Below are 23,942 nucleotides of genomic sequence, written 5' to 3'. Positions count from 1 at the left end.
TCACTCCCGTATTGTCGAGTGTCTGGGTTACCTGGGGCGACCACCTACAACAGGCTACCCGCTGAAAATCACCCCCGCATTATCGGAAGGGGAATCCGGTTAAGCAATCATTGAGTCCTGTTTATACCGCCACAGCCCGACAGCGGTTAACAAAAAGGCTGCTCATCAAAGAGGAGCAGCCTTGTTAAGCACAGTGAAACCGGACGGGCTTATTCGACCATCATCACCTTGCAGGTGTTGGTACTGCCCACGGTTTCCATCTTGTCACCGTGAGTCAGCAGCACCATGTCGCCGCTCTGCAGCAGCCCCTTCTCCTTGAGCACGGCCAGCGCATCGCGGCACACTTCGTAGACCGGTTTGGTCTCGTCACCGTCAAACATCACCGGAGTGACGCCACGGTAGAGATTGGTCCAGGCCAGGGTCTTGTTGTGGGGAGACATGGCGAAGATCGGCAGACCGGAGCTGATACGGGACATCAGCAGCGGCGTGGTGCCGGACTCGGTCAGTGCCACGATCGCCTTGACCCCTTCCAGGTGGTTGGCCGCATACATGGTGGACATGGCTACAGCTTCTTCAACGGAAGTGAAGGTGTAGCTCATGCGGTGGTTGGAGACGTTCAGGCTCGGGTGCTTCTCGGCACCGACACAGACGCTCGCCATGGAGGTCACGGTCTCGATGGGGAATTGCCCTGCGGCGGTCTCGGCTGAGAGCATCACCGCATCTGTACCATCCAGCACGGCGTTGGCCACGTCCATGACCTCTGCACGAGTCGGCAGCGGCGCATTGATCATCGACTCCATCATCTGGGTCGCGGTGATCACCACGCGGTTCAGACGACGGGAGTGGCGGATCAGCTTCTTCTGTACGCCAACCAGCTCGGGGTCACCGATCTCGACACCCAGATCGCCACGGGCGACCATCACAGCATCGGAACCGAGGATGATGTCTTCCATCGCCTCATCGGTGGCAACGGTTTCGGCACGCTCAACCTTGGCCACGATCTTGGCATTGGAACCGGCTTCGCGGGCCAGCTCGCGGGCGTAACGCAGATCATCGCCACAGCGCGGGAAGGAGACAGCCAGATAGTCCACATTCATGCGGGCAGCGGTCTTGATGTCTTCCTTGTCTTTCTCGGTCAGGGCCGGAGCGGAGAGACCGCCCCCTTTCTTGTTGATGCCCTTGTTGTTGGAGAGCGGCCCGGCCACGGTCACCGTGGTGTGAATGCGGGTGCCTTCAACCTGCTCGACCTTCAGCTGCACACGACCATCGTCCAGCAGCAGGATGTCGCCCTGTACCACATCGTCTGGCAGGCTCTTGTAGTCGATACCGACCTGCTCCTGACAACCTTCACCCTTGCCGAGTGCCGCATCGAGAATGAACTTGTCACCGATGGCCAGATAGATTTTGCCATCCTTGAAAGTGGAAACACGGATTTTCGGGCCTTGCAGATCACCCATGATGGCGACGTGACGACCGAGCTTGGCAGCAATGTCACGCACCTGATTGGCGCGCAGGATATGGTCTTCAGCAGTGCCGTGAGAGAAGTTCATCCGCACCATGTCGGCCCCGGCGCGGATGATCCCTTCGAGGATCCCTTCGCGGTCGGTAGCCGGACCGAGTGTGGTTACAATCTTTGTACGTCTAGGCATGAAAGACTCCAATATGAAGTTGATATGACTTGAGATTCTGCCCCATCAAGCCCATGGCTCGATGCACCCGTTTACAAACCATCTGGGTGGTTTTTGTTATTAAATTACAATACTACACCAAGGCGGGTGGCATAGACAGTCGGGGGCCGGAGCCCCCGACGGTTCAGGAAGAGTGCGGGGTTTCGAAGCGGGATTCGCGCAATCCCTCTTTTACTTTCTTCAGATTTTCGCGAAATTTCATCCCCCGGCGCAGGGTAAAACCGGTCGCCAGCACATCCACCAGCGCCAGCTGGGCGATGCGGGATGCCATCGGCATATAGACATCGGTATCTTCCGGCACATCCATGGAGAGCACCAGATTGCACTCGCGGGCCAGCGGGGAGTCCTTGGCGGTCATGCCGATCACGGTGGCGTCGTTCTCGCGAGCCAGCGCGGCGATCTCGACCAACGCCTTGGTGCGGCCGGTGTGGGAGATGAGCACCACCACATCCCCTTCGCTGCTGTTGATGCAGCTCATGCGCATCATGACGATATCGTCAAAGCTCACTACCGGAATGTTGAAGCGAAAGAATTTGTTCTGGGCATCGCGGGCAACGGCGGAGGAGGCGCCAAGGCCGAAGAAGCTGATCTTCTTGGACTGGGTCAGGATATCGACACAGCGGTTGATGGCAGAGATATCCAGGCTGTTTTTGGCAGCATCCAGACAGGCCATGGTGGATTCGAAGATCTTGGCGGTGTAGGTATCAGGCCCATCTTCCGCTTCCACATGACGATTTACGTAAGGGGTGCCATTGGCCAGGCTCTGGGCCAGATGGAGTTTGAAATCAGGAAAGCCCTTGGTATCGAGACGGCGGCAAAAGCGGTTGACGGTCGGTTCACTGACGTCGGCCATCTTGGCCAGAGCAGCGATGCTGGAGTGGATGGCGGTCTGGGGAGACGCCAGGATCACCTCGGCAACCTTGCGTTCTGATTTACTGAAACTTTCCAAGTTGTTCGTAATTTTATCAAGGGTATTCATCATCACCACCAGGCGTTTTTGTAATTTAGCTTCAGTGTCTTTGCACTCAATCTACGGCTAAGCAAGTTTCCATTCAAGCTAAGGACTATACAAGACAAGCGGTTATCGCAACTAACGCCTGCCATACAAAGTATGACTCATCTCTAATTATTTCGTACTTTTCGTTACAAAACGTCACCTTGCCATGAAAGCGCTTACAAATGTTGCAAAGCAACAACACTGTGAGCAGGCGCACGTTTGTATCGATCCGGCGAGTGAGCAAGCCTGAGCTCGGATAGAATGGGCCGTCATAATCCAACAATAATCTCGGGACACTAGAGTCGTCCCCATCCTGTAACGAAGGAGTTGTTATGCAGCATACCCATGCGCTGGTCGGCGATGTCGGCGGCACCAATGCGCGTCTGGCCCTGTGTGAGCTGGCCACAGGTACTATCTCTCAGGCAAAGACCTACTCAGGTCTGGCCCATCCCAGCCTTGAAGCCGTGGTACGCCTCTATCTGGAGGAACACAAGGTTCAGGTGGCTGAAGCCTGCATCGCCATCGCCTGCCCCATCAACGGTGACTGGGTTGCCATGACCAACCACAGCTGGGAGTTCTCCATCAGCGAGATGCAGAGCAATCTCGGGCTGGCACGCCTGCAAGTGATCAACGACTTTACTGCGGTCTCGATGGCGGTGCCGGTATTGGCTGAATCGGATCGCATCCAGCTTGGCGGCGCCGCGCCGGTAGCGGGCAAGCCCATCGCCATCTATGGTGCGGGTACCGGCCTTGGGGTCGCCCATCTGGTCAAGGCGGGTGAGCAGTGGCTGAGCCTGCCGGGTGAAGGTGGTCACGTGGATTTTGCTGCCAACACCGAAGAGGAAGATGCGGTGCTGCAAGTAATGCGAGGCGAATTGGGCCATGTCTCGGCAGAGCGTTTCCTCTCCGGCCCGGGCCTGGTCAATCTCTATCGCGGGCTGGTGAAATCCGATGGCCGTGAGCCAGAACCGTTCGCCCCCAAAGACATTACCGAGCGCGCACTGGCCGGGGAGTGCCTCGATTGCCGTCGCACCCTGGGCCTGTTCTGCGTGCTGATGGGCCGCTTTGCCGGCAATCTGGCCCTCAATATGGGTACCTTTGGCGGCGTCTATATCGCAGGTGGCATAGTACCGCGCTTCCAGGAGTTCTTTACCGGTTCCGGTTTCCGGGTCGCCTTTGAAGACAAGGGGCGCTTCAAGTCCTACCTCAAGGAGATCCCGGTGTTCCTGATCACCCATGAAGGGCCGGGGCTGCTCGGTGCGGGCGCTTACTTGCGCCAGTCGATGGGGATCACTATCTGATTGAAGAGGGGAACGAGGCGGGATGATCCATGGTTCAGCCTCGATTCAGTGTGAATGGCATAAAGTAGCCGCACGTAACCAAGAGTGTTGTGCTTCACAAGGAGTGGAAAGCGACTCTCATCCGCTGGATACGTTTGTCACCTGACAAGCCTGAACTGTTTCAACCGGCCTTTTGGCCGGTTTTTTTATGTCTGATATCCGGGATTACTGGGCCAGCGCCTTCAACTGCGCCTTGTCTGGCGGATTGTTCCAGTCGATGGGACCGTGGGTAAAACGGTACTGCAACCGTGGCAGGCTGGTCTCCAGCCACTCTTCCCGAAAATAGGCATAACCCTGATCCCAATCCGGATCATTGGCCCAACCGCTCTGGAGGAAGTAGAGGCGAGTGCCCTGCCCTTCCGGCACAAATCGCAGGCAAACCTGGGTCTTTTGCTGGCGGATATGGGGTAGGCTGGGCGGGAAATTCCAGCTGAAACTGAGCAGGTCATAGGGCATGACGGCCATGACCCGGCACCCTTCGCTGCCACGTTCACCCAGCGGGGCATCAGGCCTGAAGTAGATCTCGAAAGGACCATTCGGTTCGGCCACCATCAAACATTCGGGAGCCAGAAAACTGCGCAGACCGCTTTCGGTAGTCCAGGCGTGCCAGACATCGTCTATGTGCGCCGGAACAAAAATGTTGCCTTCAATCAGTTTATTGTCCATAAATCAGCGATCCTCAAGCCATCCATACAAGGGACTCCGGCAGTATAGCCCCATGGCAAATACAATGGACAGTGCTTAATCACACCCTTGTCATTTGCATCGATTAACCTGCCGCTGTGCAGCTGCCTCAATGAACATTGGCTTGATCCGGGAGGGCATCATGATCCGGCTCATGGAAGAACACGACATTCCACAACTGGCTCGGCTGTTTTTGAAAAGCCGCAGCCACACCTTTCACTGGGTCGATCCAGCCCGTTTCCAACTCGAGGATTTCGAGGAACAGACCAAAGGTGAACAGGTGTGGGTAGCCGAGCAGGGGGGCAATATTTGCGGCTTTATCGCCATCTGGCAGCCCGATCACTTCGTCCATCACCTCTATGTGTCAAGCGACTGGCACGGTCAGGGGATAGGGCGCGCCCTGCTGGAGCGTGGCCTCGCTGATTCGCCGCACGGCTCGCTAAAGGTTGCGACCCGCAACACGGCGGCAGTGGCCTTCTACCATCGGCTGGGCTGGCAAAACAGTGATGAGACAGGCCACTGCGAGGTCACCGGTCCCTGGTGCAAGTTGCTTAGAAACTAGCGGGACGCCCGGCACCTGCGCTTTGCGGCTGAACAGGTACCAGCGGTGCCGGGGGGAAGAACCAGCGGTAGAGATCGAACCAGCCATCTCGCTGGGCAATCACGACCTCGTGCACCGGATCGCGCTGGAAAATTGCCACCTTGTTTTCGGTCAGCGGCACCCAGGCATAGTTGACCAGCGCATATTGCGACTGGATCAGGTTGTACTCATTGAGATAGGAGTCATCGTTACCCGATTCGTGCAGTTGGGTACGACTGTCGATGAGGTAAACAAGCTGGTTGAAGAAGGTAAGTTGAAAACCGGTCACCCGCCACTTCTCCCTGGTCGCCTCCTCCTCTTCGATCACGGTGATTTTGCCCCAGCGGCACACCCCGTGATAGTTGACTCCATTGGCCGACATTTTCAGGTCGTAATGGCAGCCCAGACTGTTGATAAACATCCCGACCACAAACAGCAGCACGACAAGCAGTGGCAACAGCAGCAAGGTATTTTTCAGCGTTCGTTTCATCAGAGATCCCTTACAGCGTTTTTTCGAGCTCTTTATAGGAAAGCACGCGAACCTGGTGGCCGGAGACAAGCACCAGCGATGCCGGTTTGACTGGTGGCACATCGCTCCGTGCCTCCATCTGGCAAACAACGCCGGTCGGCGAGTCGGTGCAGTGCACATGGAGCCACTCGAAATGGAGATAGCTGGCGACAAACGCCACCAGCACAACCAGTAGCAGATTGACGTATATCAGGCCCCTTGCAAGCATTGGCCGCCCGATACCGCTGAGAAAGGCAAGTTTGGCGCGCTCACCAAAAGAACGGGGAGCAGCAGGCTCTTTGATGACCTCGTGGTCGGAGCTTGGTGATGTCGACGGTGGCTGCGCAGCCGCTGCAGGCGTGGGCTCGCTCATCGGCTCGGGCAAGGGCTCACTCTCTGTTGGCAGTGCCTTGCCGTAATAGCTCTTCATCTTGCAGTTCAGATGCAGGGAGTACCCTTTTTTCGGGGTACTTCTGATATCCAGCGTCTGGGGGGCTGAGGCGAAGTGGCGACGAATATTGGCGATGGCCACGTTCAGTGAGTTGGGGCTGATGGGGCGACCCAACCAGCCGATATCGAGCAACAGATCCTTGTCGCACACCTCGTCATGGTGATCGAGCAGATAGCTGAAAATGAGGCTCTCTGCCGATGACAAACGCACCACCCGGGCGCTTTGCAAGTTGTCCTTGTCGGCACAGAAGATCAGCTCTCGCCTTTTGACATCAAAGACATAATCACCGAAGTGATAGGCTGATATGTTATTGCCTGGCGCAACCCCCGTCATACCAACCACCTGTTATTTGCATTCATCATGAAGAAGATGGGATTCCACACCTGATAAAGCCAGATGGCGGCTCAGGACTCGCTGTAATTAAACGAAATTCTAAAGGGTCGAGATCAGCGGCACAATAGATGCAGGCAGGCATGAGCGGGGAAAATGAAAATATGCGTCCAGCGCTGTCGGACTGCGTATCGGGCAGAGCATGATGCTGCGAGTTTCGCGTATCGCGGTCACGCCAATCTCAGCTGAACAGTGACATGGGCATGACGAAAAACGCTGCAGGACAAGGCCCCTTGCCCCTCACGACATCTCGCTGCGCCTCACAATAAAGGGAACCTTACCTGCCCCGCAGGATGATCCAACGGGACGAAGTGAACTGACTAGACCCGAAACTGCTTGAGCAGGGTGTCTAGCTGGGCCGACAACTGCCGCAGATCGCTGCTGGCCTCGGCAACCTGTGCCACTCTGGCCGCACTCTCGCTGTTGAGCGTTGCAATCCGGTTGACGCTGTGGCTGACCGCCTCCGCCACCGAGTGTTGTTCTTCCGATGCCTGGGCGATATACATGTTCATCTCGCGGATCAGGCTGACCTGATTTTTAATTTTCTCCACCGATATCTGCACATCTGCCGCCTCGATGCCGGCGCGGGATGCCTTCTCCTGACTCTGTTGCATTCCGGCCCCGACATTCTGGGTCGCTTGCTGCAACCGCTTGATACTGGCACTGATCTCCTCCGTCGACTGGCGAGTACGGCCCGACAAGGTGCGTACCTCATCCGCCACCACCGCAAAACCGCGCCCCTGATCACCCGCCCGCGCCGCCTCGATGGCCGCGTTGAGGGCAAGCAAATTGGTCTGCTCGGCGATGCCGTTGATCACTTCGATGATGGTGCCAATGCTGCTGCTCTCGGTCGAAAGGGTGCGCATCAGGGTGGCGACCCGCTCCACCTCCCCCACCAGTTGATGGATGGCCTCATTGGCATGGCCCGCCAGATTGTAACCCTGCTCCACATAGAGGTTGGCCTCATCGGTAGCGCCAGAGGTTTTCACCGCATTGCCAGCCACTTCCTGCACTGCCTGACTCATTTCGGTAATGGCGGTAGCGACCTGATCCAGCTCGGATTGCTGGGCGTCACTGCCTACCCGGGTATCTGCCGAGAGGGAGTCACAGAGTTCGGCGGTTTGCAACACACCGGCAGAGAGCTCGTTGATCTCCGCTACCATCTCCTGCAACTTGGCAATAAAGTGGTTGATGTTGGTGGCCAACGCTCCCATCTCATCCTGGCGGCTGATCTTCAGACGCCGGGTCAGATCCCCCTCTCCTTTGGCCAGATCGAACACCGCCTGATTCATCTGATGAAGCGGCCTGAGCACATTGCGATGAATCAGCACCATCAGCAGCGCGATGATGCAGAGATCGAGCACCAGGATCTGCCAGACGGTGGTGATCAACTGCTGGCGCAGTTGGGCCTGAATGGCGGCATCACTGGTTTGCACCAGCAATCGGGCCACGGTGTTTTTCTGGCCACTGTCGTCATAGACCAGATCATATCCCCCATAGGCAGCGGTATCGGCAGGCATGGCTGTCACGGGGGCAATGCTCCCCGCCATGTCACGGGCAAACCCGGCAACCAGCTTGTCCTTGTTGACCACCAGCAGCGCACTCAGGATATCGGCCGCCAGCTCGGACTTGAGCGATGCCTCGATGAATGCCGATTCATAATTCCACAGCGGGCCGGGCAGGGAGAGCTGCAGCCGGCCGATGGCCTGTTCGACCAGCGCACTCTGTTTGCTGTAGCTCTCCGCCTTGACGGCGTGGTAGTTGTAAGCGCCAAACAACACCAGTAGCAGACTCACCGACAGGGAGGTCAACACGGCAATCCTGAACGTCAGACTTTTCCAATCCATGGTTTCCTCCCGGTTTTACGGCAGCCGGCGCAGTGCCATTGAGCGGCACTTGCTATTGGTACTGTTACTGGTACTTGGCATTGATCTTGTCGATGGTGCCATCCGCCTTCATGGCAGCGAGGATCTCGTTGAGCTTGGTGATGAGCTCATCGGGCGTATCCTTGTTAAACGCCAAGCTCATCTGGGTTTCCTTGAACACGAAGACCGGCTTGGGTGAAGCTACTTTCTCCTTGCCGGCCAGATAAGGCGCCAGATACTGGCCGGTTGCCCAAAGATCGATGCGGCCCGCCTCCAGTTTCTTCACGTTGGCGGTATCGTTGGCAGCCAGCTGCAACTTGGCAAATCCCTGGGCCTTGAGATATTCGGCGGCCGCATCGCCGTTATAGCCACCCACCGAATACTGCTTGGCATCTTCCAGTGACTTGACCGTGATATTGGCTGTTGAGCTGGAGAAAAACACCCAGTTGTTATTGACCAGCGGCCCTACCCACTTGAACAGTGCTTCCCGCTCTGGAGTGCGGGTCGTGGAGTAGAGGGCGGTATTGGGAGTACCGAGGGTATCTTCGTACGCCCGTTTCCAGGGCATCAGGGTCAGCTTGTATTCGACTCCAGCACGCTTGAACAGCTCTTCGACCACCTCGGTCGACAGCCCGACAATCTTGCCCCCCTCCCCCTGCATGTTGAATGGCGGGTAATCCTCGGTCATCACGTTCAGTGGCGCAGCCTGAACAGCGCTTATCGCCATCATGGAAGAGACTGAAAAAATTGCACTTTTCCACAGCAGTTGATAGTTCATTGCAACCTCGCTTTGCTTGCCATTCATCCCTGAACATCCGCCGTTACCGATGGCGGTGCACGTCTGACCCGCTGGGGTCATGCCGGCTTTCACGGCTCGCCGCCCACCCATGTGCAGCAGCAAACAGATCCGGATTTTGCCTGTGCGCAACGAAACGCAACCGGCGAGGGAGGCTCACAACCAATCGAGGTGGAAACATGCCAGGGCAGCATGAGGGGATGCGGAGTGGGGCGGATAAGCCTCTGCCATACAACAGCGCCGTGGCAAAGAAAAAGCGCATCGTTTTATGACAGGGGTCTGGGAGAGAAATGATAGAAAACGCCAACATCCATTTTCCCATACTGCTCGAGGAGACCTCAGAGCCAAACCTGTCCTTTAGCTAAGGTCACGAAAAGAGATACGTCAAATGAGAATGCTAACCCCCTCATCTGCTTCCAAATTAGATTCCAGATGAGCTCCGCCGAGCCGAAAAGTGGCGCGATATACCCGAAAAACAGAAGGCCACCGCGAGGTGGCCTTCTCCAAATCAACGATGAACGTCTGGTGGAACTCAATCCTTGGCCGCGTCCATCACACCCTCTTCGGAGTGCGCAGGCAGGATCAGGTTGAGCAGGATGGCGGCAACAGAGGCCAGGCCAACACCGGCCAGCGCGAAGTCGCCAATCTTCATCTCCAGCGCACCGACACCGACGGTCAGAGTCACGGCGACGATGGCGATATTGCGTGACAGTCCCAGATCCACCTTGGATTCCACCAGCGTCTTGAGACCGATGGCAGCGATGGATCCGAACAGCAGCAGCATGATACCGCCCATCACCGGCATGGGGATGGAGGTAAGCAGCGCATTGAACTTGCCGAAGAAGGCCAGAATGATGGCAAACACCGCAGCCCATGTCATGGTGACCGGATTGAAGTTGCGAGTGATCATCACGGCACCGGTCACTTCGGCGTAGGTGGTCACGGGTGGGCCACCGATGAAACCGGCGAAGCAGACGCCGATGCCGTCACCGGCCAGCGTACGGTGCAAACCCGGATCCTTGGTGTAATCCTTGCCAGTCACGCCACCAATCGCCAACACGCCACCGATATGCTCGATACAGGGGGCGATGGCTACCGGCAACATGAACAATGCAGCAGCCCAGTTGATCTCCGGGGTTTCGAAGTGGGGCAGCGCCAGCCAGGGGGCGTTCACCATGCCATCGAAACTCACCTGGCCCATGAACACCGCCGAGACATAACCGGCAATCACGCCGCACAGGATGGGGATCAGCTTGATCCACCCCTTGCAGAACACTGCTGCAATCAGGGTGACAGCCAGCGAGATACCGGCCAGTGTCAGCGCAGTCCCCGCAGGTACCACCTGCTCACTACCGGCACGGCCCATCGCCATGTTGCAGGCAACCTGCGCCACAGAAAGACCGATGACCATGATCACCGGGCCAATCACTACCGGAGGCAGCAATTTGTGCACAAAGCCCATCCCTTTTGCCCGGATCAGCGCAGCCAGAATGAAATACATGAAACCGGCGGCAAACAGGCCAAACATGGTGGATGGCAATCCCCAGGTCTGGGTGGCGTAGATGATGGGGGCGATGAAGGCAAAGCTGGAACCGAGGAAAATCGGGACCTGGCGGCGGGTGCAGAGCTGGAACAACAGGGTGCCCACACCGGCGCCAAGCAGGGCCATGGAGGGGTTCAGTCCGGTGAGCAGGGGCACCAGAACCATGGCACCGAAGGCGACAAACAGGATTTGCAGCCCGGCGACACTTTGCTTGACTAAGGAAAACATGGATGTCCTTAATTTTTTGATAACTGATGGGGATATTTATCACTTTTCAGTTATCACAAGACTTTTCCAAGGCACAAAATGAACACAAATACGTCACTTGTTACCTTTTACTGCTTGGGAAGGGCATGAAACTGGCTTTTTAGGCGGGATTCGTTGCTACAAGCATCGAGTATGCGATTTTACGCATTATTGTGACGAACGCCAATCGTTTTTCCATCATGTTTATTGTGTTCATAGTCAAAAATGCCGCCGCTTGGGGGCGCTCTATACTGGATCCTGTGAATCAAGATGGACAAGGAGTCCCCATGTCACAGCCCCCATTCAAGGCCAGCCAGCGCAGATTGCTTATTGGCTCGGCCATCGCACTCGCCCTGTTTGCGAATCCGTTCAGTTATGATTTCGCCCACAATGAGTGGCAAATGAATCAGGCCTATGCCAAGTCCTGCTTTATCGCCGGCACTCGCATCACGATGGCCGATGGTTCCACCCGTCCCATAGAGACGCTCCGGGTCGGTGAACGGGTGCTGGATCAGCACGGCGGCAGTAACCGGATCCTGGCGGTCGAACGGGTCATACTGGGCAAGCGCAGACTCTACGGGATCAATGATCTGCCCCCATTTTTTACCGCAGAGCACCCTCTGCTGACCACGCGGGGCTGGGCGGCCATCTCACCGGCCATGACCCGAACCGAAAACCCGCAACTGGCGGTGCTGCCGCTATTTACTGGCATGCAGATAATGTGTCGCCCGACACCTGTCATGGTGACGGGCAATCTGGCCCTGCAATCCCAGCCGGAATTACTGCTGGTTGAGTCACTCTGCTGGATCGAGACATCTCCCACTACCGCACTCTTCAATCTGCTGCTCGATGGCAGCCACAGCTACATCGCCAATGAGCTGATCGTTCACAACAAAGATGGCGATGGTGGCAGTGGGGGTAACAGTGGAGGCAACGACAGCGGCGGTGGCAGCAACAGCGGCGGTGGCAGCGACAGCGGCGGTGGCAGCGACAGCGGCGGTGGCAGCGACAGCGGCGGTGGCAGCGACAGCGGTGGTGGCAGCAACAGCGGCGGAGGCAGCGACAGCGGTGGTGGCAGCAACAGCGGTGGTGGCAGCGACAGCGATGGGGGCAGCGATGACAGTGGCGGCCAAGGCGAGCATGCCGGCGGAGAGCAGCATGGTGGAGGTGAACGGCATGCTGGTGGAGAAAAACATGCAGGGGGAGAACGCCATGGGGGTGGCCGCGGATTTGGCAATGGCGTTGATGACAACGGCGTAGATGCCGTCGATGCCAACGGGAACAAGCTCAGAGGTGACGGCACTGTCGATGACAACGGCGTAGATGCCGTCGATGCCAACGGGAACAAGCTCAGAGGTGACGGCACTGTCGATGACAACGGTGTAGATGCCGTCGATGCCAATGGCAACAAGCTCAGAGGTGACGGCACCATCGATGACAACGGCGTGGATGCAGTCGATGCCAATGGCAACAAGCTCAGAGGTGATGGCACCATCGATGACAACGGCGTGGATGCCGTCGATGCCAATGGCAACAAGCTCAGGGGTGATGGCACCATCGATGACAACGGTGTGGATGCCGTCGATGCCAATGGCAACAAACTCAGGGGCGATGGCACGGTCGATGATCGCCAGCAAGTGCTTACCGATGAGCAGGAGCGGGCGCTGCTCAACAACGGTTTTCGCCAACAGGGGCAACCATGATGCGCAATCTGTTACCACTCTTCCTGCTCGGCCTCACTGGCTGCGCCACGGTCGACACTCCGCCGCTTTACCATCAAATGGATAAGGAAGATGTTCAACTGGCCAATCAGGCTCTCGCCAAGGCGCTGGAAACCCGTACCAAAGGCCAAAGCCTCACCTGGTTCAATCCAGCTAACCGTCACTCGGGTAGCGTCACCCCGCTACGCACCTTCCGCCATTCCAGCGGGGAGTGGTGTCGCGACTATCGCGAGCAACTCTATATCGGCAAGGCCAGCCAGCAGTGGCAGGATACCGCCTGTCGCAATCAGGAAGGGCGCTGGCGGCCATTGCGAACTTAGTGAATGCCACGGGTGATGAATGAAAGGGGGTAGCAGCGCTACCCCCTTGTCATCTTTACCGATCCGTTATCCGGGCGGTGAATACGCGGTTATACCCGACGATAGGGCAGGTAAACCGGCTCCCACATGTGGTTGAGGATATGCTGCTGCAGATCCTGACCGATCAGCGGGTGGGAGGGATCCCGACGCACGATATCCTTGAGCACGGCGGTCGCCACATGCACTGAGATGCTGCGCAGCTCGCGAATGCGGGGATAAACGGCCCCTTTCGCCAGGTCAACCTCACTCACGCACTCGGCCAGCGCAAAGGCGGCGGTAGTGAATACATCGGGCGTGATCTCGCGGAGCTGGCTGACGATGGCCGCCAGACCTACACCGGGGAAGATAAAGACGTTGTTGCCCTGCCCGACCCGAAACTCCTGCCCCTCGTAGCTCACATCCTTGAACGGACTACCGGTTGCAACGATGGCTTTGCCCTTGCTCCAGCGGTAGATATCCTCCGGCAGTGCTTCACAGTTGGCGGTCGGGTTGGAGAGCGGGAACACCATGGGGCGCTCGCAATGCTGCAGCATCAGCTGGATGTGCTCTTCCTGGAAGGCGCCGCCCGAGCCACTGGTACCCAGCAACACGGTAATAGGCACATGACGCAGCACATCGGCCAGATTGGCCTTGCCGGGCACCTCGGTATCCCAACCCGCCAGCAGCAACCCCGGTTTGGCGTAGCGACGCTTGTACTCGTCGAGCCCGTCCCGGTTGTCGCACACCAGCCCCTGGGTATCCAGAATGTAGATGCGATCCCGCGCGGCCTGCGGATCCATCCCTTCGCGGATCATCCCCGCGCAGATTTGATCCGCCACGCCGACCCCGCCGGCCCCCGCGCCATAGACCAGATAGTTCTGTTGGCCCAGCGTCTCTCCCTTGACCTTGACCGCACCAATGATACCGGCCAGCACCACGGCACCGGTGCCCTGAATATCATCGTTGAACGACGGCAGCGACTGCTGATAGCGGGCCAGATTGTTGAAGGCGTTGGATTTGCTGAAGTCTTCCCACTGCAGCACTGCATTGGGGAAGTGGCGCTTGACCCCCTGCACGAACTTGTCGATGAACTCTTCATACTCCTTGCCGCGAATACGCTTGTGCGGGCGGCCCAGATACATGGGATCATCGAGCAGTTTCTGATTGTCGGTGCCCACATCCAGCGCGATGGGCATGCAGCAGGCGGGGTGAATACCGGCACCCAGGGTATAGAGCGCCAGCTTGCCGATGGGGATGCCCATGCCGCCGACCCCCTGGTCGCCGATCCCCAGAATGCCCTGGCTGTCGGTGACGACTATGATGCGGATCGATTTGGCATCGAAGTGGCGGGCCTGACTGCCCATGTCATCCACGTTGTCCGGGGTGATGTAGAGGCCGCGCGGCTTCTGGAAGCGGTGGCTGAACTCCTGACACGCCTTGCCCACGGTCGGGGTATAGATGTAGGGAGTCATCTCCTCCACATGGCGTGACAACAGGGCATAGAAGAGAGTCTCGTTGCGATCCTGCAGGGCACGCAGGTTCTGGTACTTCTCGATATCGCTGCAAGCGCTCTTGAACCCCTCATACACTCGCTCGAGCTGGGCTTCAAAAGTTTGCACCTGAGGCGGCAGCAAACCATCGAGATCAAAATCGGCCCGCTCCTGTTCGGTGAAGGCCGTGCCCTTGTTGAGGTATCGATTGTTAAGCAGATCAGTGCCGGTCAGTGCAACGGGGCGAAAATCCTGTCCCTGTGCATCTTTCCACAGCAGATATTGTCCGGTAGCCATAGTCATTCTCTTTGATTTACGTGAAATTGCCGTTCGGCAGGAGAGCAAGACTCATAATGAAATCAATCATATGACGTTTACTCGATCGGTTTTGTGAGCTTGGGCATACCCTGCGGCCAAAATAGGCGCCCGGCGACCCCGGCGAGACAAATATCCACGGCAAGGAATGAGACTCATGTTAGCATTGCGGGCAACCCAGCCCCTTTCACCGCATCACAGCCGGGAGTGACCTGATGCCCTCGCCTCTGCCAGCCTGCGCCCCCTTCTTTCTGCCATGCGCCTGATCCCGCTGCTTGCTCTGTGGTTGTTTCTGACCAGCCAATCGGCTCTCGCCGCACCGGGCCGGGTGCTCAACATTATCGTGGGTGAATGGCCCCCTTTCGTCTCCGAGCAGTCAAGACAGCACGGTCCAGTGGCCCACCTCATCAGCGATCTGTTCAAGGAGGCGGGCTATGAGGTGAAGTTCCACTTCGCCCCCTGGGGTCGGGTCTATTCGCTGGCGGCCAACAGCCAGCTCTACGATGCCACCGCCGTCTGGATGCACAAACCGGAGCGGGAGCAGGATTTTCTGTTTAGCGAAGCGGTGCTGCAGGAGCAGTTTGTCTTCTTCTCCCTCAAATCACGGCAGCTGCAGGCCGAGCGCCTTGAGCAAATCGTCGGCATGCGCCTCGGGGGCGATATCGCCTACAGCTACGGGCCCGAGCTGGACAAGATGGTGGCCGATGGCAAGGTAACCCAACAGAAAGTCACCGACGTGAAGCAGAATTTCGGCAAGCTGCTGCGCGGGCGGATCGACCTCTATCCGCAAGAGCTGCGAGTCGGTCTGGCCGAGTTGCAGAGCCAGCTCGACCCCGCCAGCGCGGCACTCATCACCCACAGTCAGACCCCTTTTCTGCGCAACGACAGCTTCGTGATGTTCCCGCGCAAGATGCCGGATTCAGCCAAACTGCGGGATCAGTTCAATCAGCAGTTGCAGCAGGCCATCGCCAGCGGACGTTATCAGCGCTACTTCGAGCGGCTGGCCCGGGGGGAATATTGACCTTGGCGAGGCAAAAACAGAGGGGATAAAACAACGGTGGCGGCCCTTTGTGGCCACCACCTCTGTGATGCTTGTCAGCAGCTGGCATTAGCCGCTGATGCCCACCTCCAGCTTGAACGGCGTCTTGGCCTTGCTGCTCTCGGCCGCCCCCATCTGGTAGACCCGAATGGTATAAGTGCCCTTGGCGGGCAGGGTTGCCTCAAAGTTGTTCCCGTCACGAGAGCCAACAAAAATCGCCTCCCCCTTGCTGCCCGGCGGCAGAATATTGAAGTAGGGCTTGCCGGTCAGGATCACCACCATGCTCTGGCCCTTGTTGGCCGTCAGCTTGTAATCGAGGGTCTGGCTACCTTGAATGGTGCCGTTGATGGTTGCCCCTGACTCCCCCTTCTTGAACTGCACCTGCTGGGTCTTGATCCCGTCAGCCGCCTGCGCCACGCCCGCAATACCACCGAAGAGTGCAGATGCACATACCGCCGCCAGCCATGCTTTTCTCATCATTTGTCATCCCTTGTGTGAATGGAACCCCTGTTACTGTTGCTCAAGGTGGCCCAAAAAACCATCGCCGTTTGCGGCATCGCTCAATCAATTTGCCATCACGATCGACCCGCCATCAAAAGGGGCGCCGCAGCGCCCCTTCTCTTTACTCTTTGTCGACCATCAGCTTGATTTGCCCGCCTTGGGCTCATCGAGGGTGTGCTTTACCTCTTCATACCAGAGGTCGTGGTGCTCCTTGGCCCAGGTCTCGTCTACCTCGCCGGTCACCATCCCCTCCAGCGCCCCTTCCAGCTGGAACAGGCCCATGTAGATATGGAAGATAAAACCGCAGATAAGGATCAAGGCGCCTACGATATGGATAAAGCTGGCCCACTCCATCTGGCGGCGCAGCTGGCCGAAGATGGGGAAATCGAGGAACAGCCCGGTCGCCACCACAATGCCGCCAAACCAGATCAGCAGCCAGAAGATCGCCTTCTCGCCGCCGTTGGAGAAGCCCGCCGAGGGGTGACTTCCCTTGTGCTTGCCGAGCATGCCACCAAACTTCATGAACCACTGCACATCCACCATGTTGACGATGTTGTGGCGGAACCACTTGATGAGCACCCCCATCAGGCAGAGGAAGAAGAGCGGCCCCACGTAGTTGTGGAACACCTTGGCAAACCAGATCCAGTTCTCCCACACCCCGAGGCTCACCACCGGCTTGATGAAGTACTTGCCGTAGATGATGGCCAGCCCCGACCCGGAGAGGGTCAGAAACATGGCCGCCGTGGTCCAGTGCAGCGCCCGATCCAGCCGGCTCCAGCGCTTGAGCTTGCGCCCGGTGCGCGGTTTGGAGAGCTTGGTCTGCCCCACCACCAGGTACATCAGGCCGCACATGGCCAAGGAGCCGAAGATGGCGATGGCGCCGAGTGGCGACACCCACTTGGTCTTCACCTCGAACCAGAGCTGGCCCGGCACCGAGATAAGTACCCCGTGCTCCGGCGAGCGGGAGGTGGTCACCCCCTCCTGCCCATCCTTCACCGCCCGCCAGTAATCGGCGCCGGCAAAGCCGACCGCCTCTTTCTGCGCATCAGCGAAGCCGGGCGCGCTGAACAGCAGCAAGGCCGTCAGCAGCGCTGTCAGCCAGTGTCTCATTGGCCATCCTCCTGCTTGCCAAGCTTGAGCCCCTTGCCTCTGCCATCGTGAGGTTTGCTGGCGTCACGATAGAGCGCCTGTTCATCAGCCCCCCAAGCTGCATGAGGGGCACCGCGATAGGCGACCCGCTCGCGGAAGATGTCGGAGATCACCTGCGCATCCCCTGCCAGCAGCGCCTTGGTGGAACAGAGCTCGGCACACATCGGCAGCTTGCCCTCGGCGATACGGTTGGCACCATACTTCTGGCGCTCCGCCTCGCTGTGATCCTCCTCCGGGCCGCCGGCGCAGAAGGTGCACTTATCCATCTTGCCCCGATCGCCAAAGGCGGCGGTCTTCGGGAACTGGGGGGCACCAAACGGGCAGGCAAACAGGCAGTAGCCGCAACCGATACAGAGATCCTTGTTGTGCAGCACGATGCCGTCGTCGGTGTGATAGAAGCAGTCGGCCGGGCAGACCGCCATGCAGGGGGCGTCGGTGCAGTGCATGCAGGCGACCGAGATGGAGGTCTCACCCGGCAGGCCGTCGTTGAGGGTTACCACCCGGCGGCGCTGGATACCCCACTCGAGGGCATCGTCGTTCTCGTTCTTGCACGCCGTCACACAGCCGTTGCACTCGATGCAGCGCTTGGTGTCACACATGAATTTCATTCTGGCCATGGGATCAGGCTCCTACTTTGCGAAAACGGCACAGGGTGACCTTGGTCTCCTGCATCTGGGTGACCGGGTCATAACCATAGGTGGTGACTATGTTGACCGACTCCCCCAGCACATAGGGGTCAGACCCTTCCGGATATTTGGATCGCAGATCCTTGCCCTCGAAGTGGCCGCCGAAGTGGAACGGCATAAAGGCAAGCCCCGGTTTGACCCGCGGGGTCACCAGTGCCTTCACCTTGACCCGGCCTCCTTCCGGCCCCTCGACCCACACATCCTGACCGTCGCGCACCCCGACGTCGTTGGCATCCGCCGGGTTCATCTCAACGAACATCTCCTGCTGCAATTCAGCCAGCCAGGGGTTGGAGCGGGTCTCGTCACCGCCCCCCTCGTACTCCACCAGACGGCCGGAGGTGAGGATGATGGGGAACTCCTTGCTGACATCCTTCTCCTGCACCGAGGCGTACTGGGTCGGCAGGCGCCACAGGCTCTTCGAATCAGGCCAGGTGGCGTAGTCGGCCAGCAGATCACGGCGCGGGGTGTAGAGCGGCTCACGGTGCTTGGGCACCTGATCCGGGAAGGTCCACACTACGCAGCGCGCCTTGGCGTTGCCGTAGGGGACGAAGCCGTGCTTGATGGCAACCCGCTGGATACCGCCGGAGAGGTCAGTCTTCCAGTTCTTGCCCTCGGCCTCTTTTTTCTCGGCCTCGGTCAGCTCATCCCACCAGCCGAGCTGTTTCATCAGGTCGGCAGTGATCTCGGGATAGCCATCTTCTACTTCACTTCCCTTCGGCCAGGAGTCTTCGGCGAGCAGCGAGACGCCCTGATACTCGATGCCGAAACGTGCGCGGAAACCACCGCCCCCTTCCGACACCGGAATGCTGGTGTCGTAGAGGATATGGCTGCCGGGATGTTTCATCTCCGGGGTGCCCCAGCAGGGCCACGGCAGACCGTACACTTCGCCACTGACCGGGCCCCCTTCGGCCTTGAGGTTGGTCTTGTGGAAGGTGTGCCAGTTCTGCTGGTGCGCCTTGAGCCGCTCCGGGCTCTGGCCGGTGTAGCCCACGCTCCACATGCCGCGGTTGTATTCGCGGGTGATGTCTTCCAGCAGTGGCTGGTTGTTCTCTACCTTGATGTGCTTGAACAGCTGGTCGGCAAAACCGAGCTTCTTGCTCAGCAGATACATGATCTCGTGGTCGACCTTGGATTCGAACAGAGGCTCAATCACCTTGTCGCGCCACTGCATGGAGCGGTTGGTGGCGGTGACGGAACCATAGGTCTCGAACTGGGTGGTGGCCGGCAGCAGGTAGACGCCGTCGGTGCGATCGTTCATCACCGAGGCGACGGTGGGGTACGGGTCGACAATCACCATCATGTCGAGCTTTTGCATCGCCTTCTTCATCTCCGGGCCGCGAGTCTGGGAGTTGACCGCATGGCCCCAGTAGAACATGGCGCGGATGTTGGAGCCCTGCTCGATGAGATCAGCGTTCTCCAGCACCCCGTCCACCCAGCGGGAGACCGGAATGCCGTTGTTGTTCATCGGCAACTTGCCGTTGTAGGCCTTGTTGTCGAAGCGGGCCTTGATCCACTCGTAGTCGACATCCCACACCCGGGCCCAGTGCTTCCAGGAGCCCTCTTCCAGCCCGTAGTAACCGGGCAGGGAGTCTGAGGTGACGCCAAAGTCGGTGGCCCCCTGCACGTTGTCGTGACCACGGAAGATGTTGGTGCCCGCCCCGCTCTTGCCCACGTTGCCGAGGGCCAGTTCGAGGATGCAATAAGCGCGGGTGTTGTTGTTGCCTGTGGTGTGCTGGGTACCGCCCATGCACCAGACCACGCAGCCGGGGCGGTTGTCGGCCAGCAGCTTGGCGGCATCGTGCACTTGCTGTTCATTGAGGCCGGTTACCCGCTCCACTTCCGCCGGAGTCCAGCGCGCCACCTCTTTTTGAACCTCGTCCATGCCGTAGACGCGGGTGCGGATGAACTCTTTATCTTCCCAGCCGTTCTTGAAGATGTGCCAGAGCATGCCCCAGATAAAGGCGACGTCGGTGCCCGGGCGCAGGGAGAGGTACATGTCCGCCTTGGCGGCGGTGCGGGTACGGCGCGGGTCGACCACCAGGATCTTGCAGCCATTGCGCTCTTTCGCCAGCAGGATGTGCTGCATGGCGACCGGGTGGGCCTCCGCCGGGTTGGAGCCGATAAACATGATCGACTTGCTGTTGTGCATGTCGTTCAGGCTGTTGGTCATGGCGCCGTAGCCCCAGGTGTTGGCTACGCCAGCGACCGTGGTGGAGTGGCAGATCCGCGCCTGGTGATCCACGTTGTTGGTGCCCCACAGGGACGCCATCTTGCGAAACAGGTAGGCCTGCTCGTTGGAGTGCTTGGCGGAGCCGAGCCAGTAGACGCTGTCGGGGCCGGACTCCTTGCGAAGGCGCAGCACCTCGTTGCCCACCTCTTCGATGGCCTGATCCCAGCTCAGGCGCTGCCACTTGCCGCCCACCAGCTTCATCGGGTATTTGAGGCGACGCTCACCGTGGCCGTGCTCGCGCAGGGCCGCCCCCTTGGCGCAGTGACCGCCAAGGTTGAAGGGGTGATCGAAGGCCGGTTCCTGACCTGTCCAGACACCGTTCTGCACCTCGGCATAGACACCGCAGCCCACCGAGCAGTGGGAACAGATGGTGCGCTTCACCTCGACCGGCACCTCGGCGGCGACGGTTTTGGCCTCGGCCCGCTGCATCATGGCCGGCGCCAGCCAACCGGCGGCCACGGCGCCACCGGCCACCAGACCCGAGTTGACCATAAAGGCGCGGCGGGTCAGCCCCTGACCGCGAATGGCCTCATTGCCCTGCTCGCCCACTTGGGGCAGCTCGGCACGTTTTGTCAGTTTCATGAGTTCTCCTTCACTGATCCGGCTCAGTCGGTGCCGCGCAGGGTGCGATAAAAGTCGTGAACATGGGGGGTCTCCCGATAGCCCTTGTCAGGCTCGGTGTCGTGGGTCAGCACCTCTTTGCCCACCACCCGACCGGTGGCACCGACCAACACGCCTATGGTGGCGACCACGCCAACTCCCTTGATTAGATTGCGGCGGGACGGGTCTTTCAGCTGTTCATCGCTCATTCTTGTGACCTCTGTTGTTGTTCTTGCTGGCGCCTGCGCGCCAGCTTCGCGTCCAATGGGATATCTCGTCTGCTCGTTTTGTTATGCACAGCGTTTTATGCACAGATAAGGGCGTTCAGCCCCTCACCACGCAGGCGCCAAACGGCAGGCGCAATTCGTTTTCCAGCTTGAAGAAATCTTCGGCAAGGGCGCCGACCGCCCGGTAGAAGCTGCCCCCTTTCGCCTGTTGCTGATCGCGGCAGCAGGCGAGTACCCAGGGGGCAAGGTGGCGTTCATAGAAGCGGTTGCGCTCCGGGTGCTGCTCGGCAATCAGTACCGCCATCACCTCACAGAGGGCGGCGAGATGATCTTCCGGCTCGCATACTCCGCTCTGGCGCTCGAAACCGAGGGACTGCAGATCTGCGCGCAGCACCGCCAGCGGCAGCTCCATCAAAGAGCCGGTGAGATACCAGGAGGCAAACGGCACGATCTCCCCGCGCCCCAGCCCGATAAAGAGATCCTGATACTCCTCGGAAAGCTCATGCTCGTGGTGGCTGCTGGCCGCCAACTGCACCAGCCCCAACCCTCTGGCAAAGGGGCCCGGCATGGCCTGCAGGCCTTGCAGCCAGGCGAGCTGTTCGCCACGGGGGGCGGCGCGCCAGAGGCTCGCCAGCAGGGCGTAGAGATCGGCGCTGCTCTGTTCCAGTTCAGTCATGGTCAGTTCGCCAGCCTTTTCGTTATGTTGTTCACTCATCACTGGCCCTCACACCTTGAGCTGGGAGACGGGGTCCGCCGCCAGCGCTGCAAACACATCCTTGACCCGGCAGTCCTCGCACATCAGCAGCCGCTGGGCGGCCTCGTTCTGGAAGTGGGAGTGACCGGCCAGTTTCTGCTGGATGCGGCGGATAAGGGAGGCTGGCGCAAACGGCTTGCCACAACGAATGCAGCAGGCAGCCTCTTCGACCTTGAGGCTCTGTACGGCGCGGCGCGCTTCGGGCACCGGCTGCAGGCGGGGCACCAGTACGATGGCCTGCTCAGGGCAGGCCTTTTCGCACATGCCGCACTGGATGCAGTCCTGCTCGATAAAATTGAGGCCCGGTGCATGGCCCACCGCATGCAGCGCCCGGCTCGGGCAGACCGCCACGCAGCCCATGCAGAGGGTGCAGTCAGACTCTTTGAGTTCCACGCTGCCGTAAGGAGCTCCGTGGGGCACCGCCAGCGGCTCGCAACTTCCCTCGTTGGCCTGCCAGAGGGTATCGAAGGCGGTAAACAGGTTCTCCCGTTTGTCCCCTTTGAGCGGCTTGTCCAGCAGCGCAACGGCTGGCTCACAGGAGAGCGGCTTATCTTGTTCGACATCTGGGTAAAACAATGCAATGCGATCGGCAGCAAGACCGGCGCCCGCCAGCAGCACGGCGGCGCTCGCCAGTTCCCGCTCAACCAGCGCCCGCACGCTTTCGGGGGCATCGTCACCGAGCGCGATGCGTACCGCGCTGGCGCCATAGGCGAGGGCGGCGAACCAGCTCTCGATGCCTAAACTCGCGCTCTCCTCCACCCAGACCGGCAACCAGTTGGTGGGAAGAGAAGCGAGCTCAGATTCCACCCATTCGCGCTCGTTTTCACCGGCGATCAGCAACTGGGGCGCTTCGCCACCCGCCTCCCGGTAGTTCTTGAGCAATCGGAAAAGATAGTCGCCGCTGGTGTTGGCATCGGGCTGGTGATAGGCAATCGCCCCGGTCGGGCAAGCAGAGGCACAGCTGCCAAAGCCCTGACAGAGATGGGGATCGATCTGGATGCGACCATTGATGGGCTTGAGGGCATCGGTCGGGCAGACATCGAGACAGCGGCTGCAACCGGGCACGCCGCGGGCGGTAAAGGCGCAGGCCTCGGGGTCGAGACGAAAATAGCGCGGCTTGTCGAAGATACCGGTCAGCGCGCAAAGTTCTGCGAGTTGCTCGGCGAGCCGTTCGGCCAAGTCAGCGTCATCGGCCAGATGCAGATAACCGACCGGCGGGCGCTCCAGCACAAACAGCGGGGCGCGGCCCAGATCGGCCACCAGATCGAAGCGCGGTTCGCGTGGCTGTTCACTAACAGCAGCCGCTTGTTGTGGAAAGCCTTGTTGTGGGAAGCAAAGCGCAGCCAGATTAACCCGCTCACCCTGACCATTGAGGCCGGTGAGCTGGAACTGCCCCAAATACCCTGTCAGGCTCGGTTCGCGCAGGGTCAGGGCCGCGAGGGATGCGGTGGCATCGAAAATGGTTTCGAGATCTGCCGCCTCGGCATCGTGGACCGCTTCGGTCACCAGCAGGGTGGGCTTCACCTCGGCGGGCAGCAGGCTGGCAGCGCGGCGAATGCGATCTTCCGGGCCGACCAGCAGCAGGCGCCCCTGACTCTGATAAGAGACAGTGGCCGGGATCAGGTTGTCGGTCTTGACCGTATGCTGCAGGGCACAGGCGCGCGCGCGCGCGTCATGCTCGGCCGCCCCCGCCCCGTGGGCCAGATTTGAGGTCAGATTTGGGGTCAGATTTGGCAATGTTTGTTCAGTGCTCACATACGCTCCTGTGCGCGCCACCTCATGGGATGGGCGCTTGTTGGTAAGC

Annotated in this window: 20 protein-coding genes and 1 pseudogene; 5 read left to right on the top strand and 16 right to left on the bottom strand. The window is 59.3% G+C overall.

Features of this window, described 5'->3' with window-relative positions:
• Positions 1-209 precede the first annotated feature (209 nt).
• Together pyk and AB5Y82_RS15500 are read right to left on the bottom strand one after the other, a co-directional pair.
• A complete protein-coding gene (pyk, locus tag AB5Y82_RS15505; RefSeq protein ID WP_005362071.1) occupies positions 210-1,649 on the bottom strand; it encodes a pyruvate kinase in 1,440 nt (479 codons plus the stop codon).
• A 163-nt stretch (positions 1,650-1,812) separates the two neighbouring features.
• A complete protein-coding gene (locus AB5Y82_RS15500) occupies positions 1,813-2,667 on the bottom strand; it encodes a MurR/RpiR family transcriptional regulator (RefSeq protein WP_005334759.1) in 855 nt (284 codons plus the stop codon).
• A 347-nt stretch (positions 2,668-3,014) separates the two neighbouring features.
• On the opposite strand from AB5Y82_RS15500, the pseudogene glk reads away from it, so the two are divergent.
• Positions 3,015-3,986, top strand: a pseudogene (gene glk / locus AB5Y82_RS15495) (glucokinase); the annotation flags it as partial.
• Between the two features lie 204 nt (positions 3,987-4,190).
• On the opposite strand, the gene AB5Y82_RS15490 reads toward glk, so the two are convergent.
• Entirely contained in the window at positions 4,191-4,691 is a 501-nt protein-coding gene (locus AB5Y82_RS15490) for an SRPBCC domain-containing protein (protein ID WP_005334766.1), read from the bottom strand.
• Positions 4,692-4,851: 160 nt separating this feature from the next.
• Here AB5Y82_RS15490 and AB5Y82_RS15485 point away from each other — a divergent pair, with 160 nt between their 5' ends.
• Positions 4,852-5,271, top strand: coding sequence for an N-acetyltransferase family protein (locus tag AB5Y82_RS15485; RefSeq protein WP_368174196.1), 420 nt, complete (start codon positions 4,852-4,854; stop codon positions 5,269-5,271).
• Here AB5Y82_RS15485 and AB5Y82_RS15480 read toward each other — a convergent pair.
• The 5 genes from AB5Y82_RS15480 to AB5Y82_RS15460 form a co-directional block, all read right to left on the bottom strand.
• Positions 5,261-5,779, bottom strand: coding sequence for a hypothetical protein (locus AB5Y82_RS15480; protein WP_005353702.1), 519 nt, complete (start codon positions 5,777-5,779; stop codon positions 5,261-5,263). The two genes, AB5Y82_RS15485 and AB5Y82_RS15480, sit on opposite strands and share 11 nt — an antisense overlap.
• Before the next feature lie 10 nt (positions 5,780-5,789).
• Positions 5,790-6,581: a transcriptional regulator gene (locus tag AB5Y82_RS15475; protein WP_368174195.1), complete on the bottom strand. Its 792-nt coding sequence runs from the start codon at positions 6,579-6,581 to the stop codon at positions 5,790-5,792.
• Positions 6,582-6,958: 377 nt separating this feature from the next.
• Positions 6,959-8,485 (bottom strand): methyl-accepting chemotaxis protein, encoded by a 1,527-nt coding sequence (locus tag AB5Y82_RS15470; RefSeq protein ID WP_159157354.1) that lies wholly within the window; start codon positions 8,483-8,485, stop codon positions 6,959-6,961.
• Between the two features lie 64 nt (positions 8,486-8,549).
• Positions 8,550-9,281, bottom strand: coding sequence for a substrate-binding periplasmic protein (locus AB5Y82_RS15465; protein WP_368174194.1), 732 nt, complete (start codon positions 9,279-9,281; stop codon positions 8,550-8,552).
• Positions 9,282-9,831: 550 nt separating this feature from the next.
• The gene (locus AB5Y82_RS15460) at positions 9,832-11,070 is read right to left on the bottom strand and encodes a uracil-xanthine permease family protein (protein WP_005334784.1); all 1,239 of its coding nucleotides are present in this window, start codon (positions 11,068-11,070) and stop codon (positions 9,832-9,834) included.
• A 305-nt stretch (positions 11,071-11,375) separates the two neighbouring features.
• Between AB5Y82_RS15460 and AB5Y82_RS15455 the strand changes: the two genes are divergently transcribed.
• On the top strand, positions 11,376-12,791 hold the full coding sequence (locus AB5Y82_RS15455) for a hypothetical protein (protein ID WP_368174193.1): 1,416 nt from the start codon (positions 11,376-11,378) through the stop codon (positions 12,789-12,791).
• The gene (locus tag AB5Y82_RS15450; protein WP_111900543.1) at positions 12,791-13,129 is read left to right on the top strand and encodes an RT0821/Lpp0805 family surface protein; all 339 of its coding nucleotides are present in this window, start codon (positions 12,791-12,793) and stop codon (positions 13,127-13,129) included. The genes AB5Y82_RS15455 and AB5Y82_RS15450 overlap by 1 nt, the downstream gene beginning before the upstream one ends.
• Positions 13,130-13,218: 89 nt before the next feature.
• Here the strand turns inward: AB5Y82_RS15450 and AB5Y82_RS15445 are convergent, their stop codons facing one another.
• Positions 13,219-14,934, bottom strand: a complete 1,716-nt coding sequence (locus AB5Y82_RS15445) for an NAD-dependent malic enzyme (RefSeq protein WP_005334789.1) — start codon at positions 14,932-14,934, stop codon at positions 13,219-13,221.
• A 274-nt stretch (positions 14,935-15,208) separates the two neighbouring features.
• On the opposite strand from AB5Y82_RS15445, the gene AB5Y82_RS15440 reads away from it, so the two are divergent.
• Positions 15,209-15,973 carry a substrate-binding periplasmic protein gene (locus AB5Y82_RS15440; RefSeq protein WP_368174192.1) on the top strand — a complete coding sequence of 255 codons (765 nt, stop codon included), beginning with the start codon at positions 15,209-15,211 and terminating at the stop codon, positions 15,971-15,973.
• An 87-nt stretch (positions 15,974-16,060) separates the two neighbouring features.
• Here AB5Y82_RS15440 and AB5Y82_RS15435 read toward each other — a convergent pair whose 3' ends face one another.
• From AB5Y82_RS15435 to AB5Y82_RS15405, 7 genes are all read right to left on the bottom strand, one after another.
• Positions 16,061-16,471, bottom strand: coding sequence for a DNA breaking-rejoining protein (locus AB5Y82_RS15435; RefSeq protein WP_227274116.1), 411 nt, complete (start codon positions 16,469-16,471; stop codon positions 16,061-16,063).
• Between the two features lie 159 nt (positions 16,472-16,630).
• Positions 16,631-17,602 (bottom strand): formate dehydrogenase subunit gamma, encoded by a 972-nt coding sequence (locus tag AB5Y82_RS15430; protein WP_005353740.1) that lies wholly within the window; start codon positions 17,600-17,602, stop codon positions 16,631-16,633.
• Positions 17,599-18,258, bottom strand: coding sequence for a formate dehydrogenase FDH3 subunit beta (gene fdh3B, locus AB5Y82_RS15425; RefSeq protein ID WP_005353752.1), 660 nt, complete (start codon positions 18,256-18,258; stop codon positions 17,599-17,601). Before fdh3B ends, AB5Y82_RS15430 begins: the two co-directional genes overlap by 4 nt.
• Positions 18,259-18,262: 4 nt before the next feature.
• Positions 18,263-21,139, bottom strand: a complete 2,877-nt coding sequence (locus AB5Y82_RS15420; protein WP_368174191.1) for a formate dehydrogenase subunit alpha — start codon at positions 21,137-21,139, stop codon at positions 18,263-18,265.
• A 23-nt stretch (positions 21,140-21,162) separates the two neighbouring features.
• Positions 21,163-21,366 (bottom strand): transcriptional initiation protein Tat, encoded by a 204-nt coding sequence (locus AB5Y82_RS15415; protein ID WP_323935860.1) that lies wholly within the window; start codon positions 21,364-21,366, stop codon positions 21,163-21,165.
• A 115-nt stretch (positions 21,367-21,481) separates the two neighbouring features.
• The gene (locus AB5Y82_RS15410; RefSeq protein WP_368174190.1) at positions 21,482-22,099 is read right to left on the bottom strand and encodes a molecular chaperone; all 618 of its coding nucleotides are present in this window, start codon (positions 22,097-22,099) and stop codon (positions 21,482-21,484) included.
• 9 nt (positions 22,100-22,108) lie between these two features.
• Entirely contained in the window at positions 22,109-23,893 is a 1,785-nt protein-coding gene (locus tag AB5Y82_RS15405; protein ID WP_368174189.1) for a 4Fe-4S binding protein, read from the bottom strand.
• Positions 23,894-23,942 lie beyond the last annotated feature (49 nt).

Source organism: Aeromonas sp. s13, from assembly GCF_040907905.1.
Taxonomy (GTDB): domain Bacteria; phylum Pseudomonadota; class Gammaproteobacteria; order Enterobacterales; family Aeromonadaceae; genus Aeromonas; species Aeromonas veronii.
This window is presented reverse-complemented; position numbering and strand designations above follow the sequence as displayed.

Bases quoted from the DNA above. Each gene is read 5' to 3' on its own strand.
- AB5Y82_RS15470 (WP_159157354.1), bottom strand. From the start codon at position 8,485: ATGGATTGGAAAAGTCTGACGTTCAGGATTGCCGTGTTGACCTCCCTG.
- AB5Y82_RS15485 (WP_368174196.1), top strand. From the start codon at position 4,852: ATGATCCGGCTCATGGAAGAACACGACATTCCACAACTGGCTCGGCTG.
- AB5Y82_RS15430 (WP_005353740.1), bottom strand. From the start codon at position 17,602: ATGAGACACTGGCTGACAGCGCTGCTGACGGCCTTGCTGCTGTTCAGC.
- AB5Y82_RS15490 (WP_005334766.1), bottom strand. From the start codon at position 4,691: ATGGACAATAAACTGATTGAAGGCAACATTTTTGTTCCGGCGCACATA.
- AB5Y82_RS15450 (WP_111900543.1), top strand. From the start codon at position 12,791: ATGCGCAATCTGTTACCACTCTTCCTGCTCGGCCTCACTGGCTGCGCC.
- AB5Y82_RS15435 (WP_227274116.1), bottom strand. From the start codon at position 16,471: ATGATGAGAAAAGCATGGCTGGCGGCGGTATGTGCATCTGCACTCTTC.
- AB5Y82_RS15420 (WP_368174191.1), bottom strand. From the start codon at position 21,139: ATGAAACTGACAAAACGTGCCGAGCTGCCCCAAGTGGGCGAGCAGGGC.
- AB5Y82_RS15500 (WP_005334759.1), bottom strand. From the start codon at position 2,667: ATGAATACCCTTGATAAAATTACGAACAACTTGGAAAGTTTCAGTAAA.
- AB5Y82_RS15480 (WP_005353702.1), bottom strand. From the start codon at position 5,779: ATGAAACGAACGCTGAAAAATACCTTGCTGCTGTTGCCACTGCTTGTC.
- AB5Y82_RS15440 (WP_368174192.1), top strand. From the start codon at position 15,209: ATGCGCCTGATCCCGCTGCTTGCTCTGTGGTTGTTTCTGACCAGCCAA.
- AB5Y82_RS15460 (WP_005334784.1), bottom strand. From the start codon at position 11,070: ATGTTTTCCTTAGTCAAGCAAAGTGTCGCCGGGCTGCAAATCCTGTTT.
- AB5Y82_RS15445 (WP_005334789.1), bottom strand. From the start codon at position 14,934: ATGGCTACCGGACAATATCTGCTGTGGAAAGATGCACAGGGACAGGAT.
- AB5Y82_RS15465 (WP_368174194.1), bottom strand. From the start codon at position 9,281: ATGAACTATCAACTGCTGTGGAAAAGTGCAATTTTTTCAGTCTCTTCC.
- AB5Y82_RS15410 (WP_368174190.1), bottom strand. From the start codon at position 22,099: ATGAGTGAACAACATAACGAAAAGGCTGGCGAACTGACCATGACTGAA.
- AB5Y82_RS15455 (WP_368174193.1), top strand. From the start codon at position 11,376: ATGTCACAGCCCCCATTCAAGGCCAGCCAGCGCAGATTGCTTATTGGC.
- AB5Y82_RS15415 (WP_323935860.1), bottom strand. From the start codon at position 21,366: ATGAGCGATGAACAGCTGAAAGACCCGTCCCGCCGCAATCTAATCAAG.
- pyk (WP_005362071.1), bottom strand. From the start codon at position 1,649: ATGCCTAGACGTACAAAGATTGTAACCACACTCGGTCCGGCTACCGAC.
- AB5Y82_RS15475 (WP_368174195.1), bottom strand. From the start codon at position 6,581: ATGACGGGGGTTGCGCCAGGCAATAACATATCAGCCTATCACTTCGGT.
- fdh3B (WP_005353752.1), bottom strand. From the start codon at position 18,258: ATGGCCAGAATGAAATTCATGTGTGACACCAAGCGCTGCATCGAGTGC.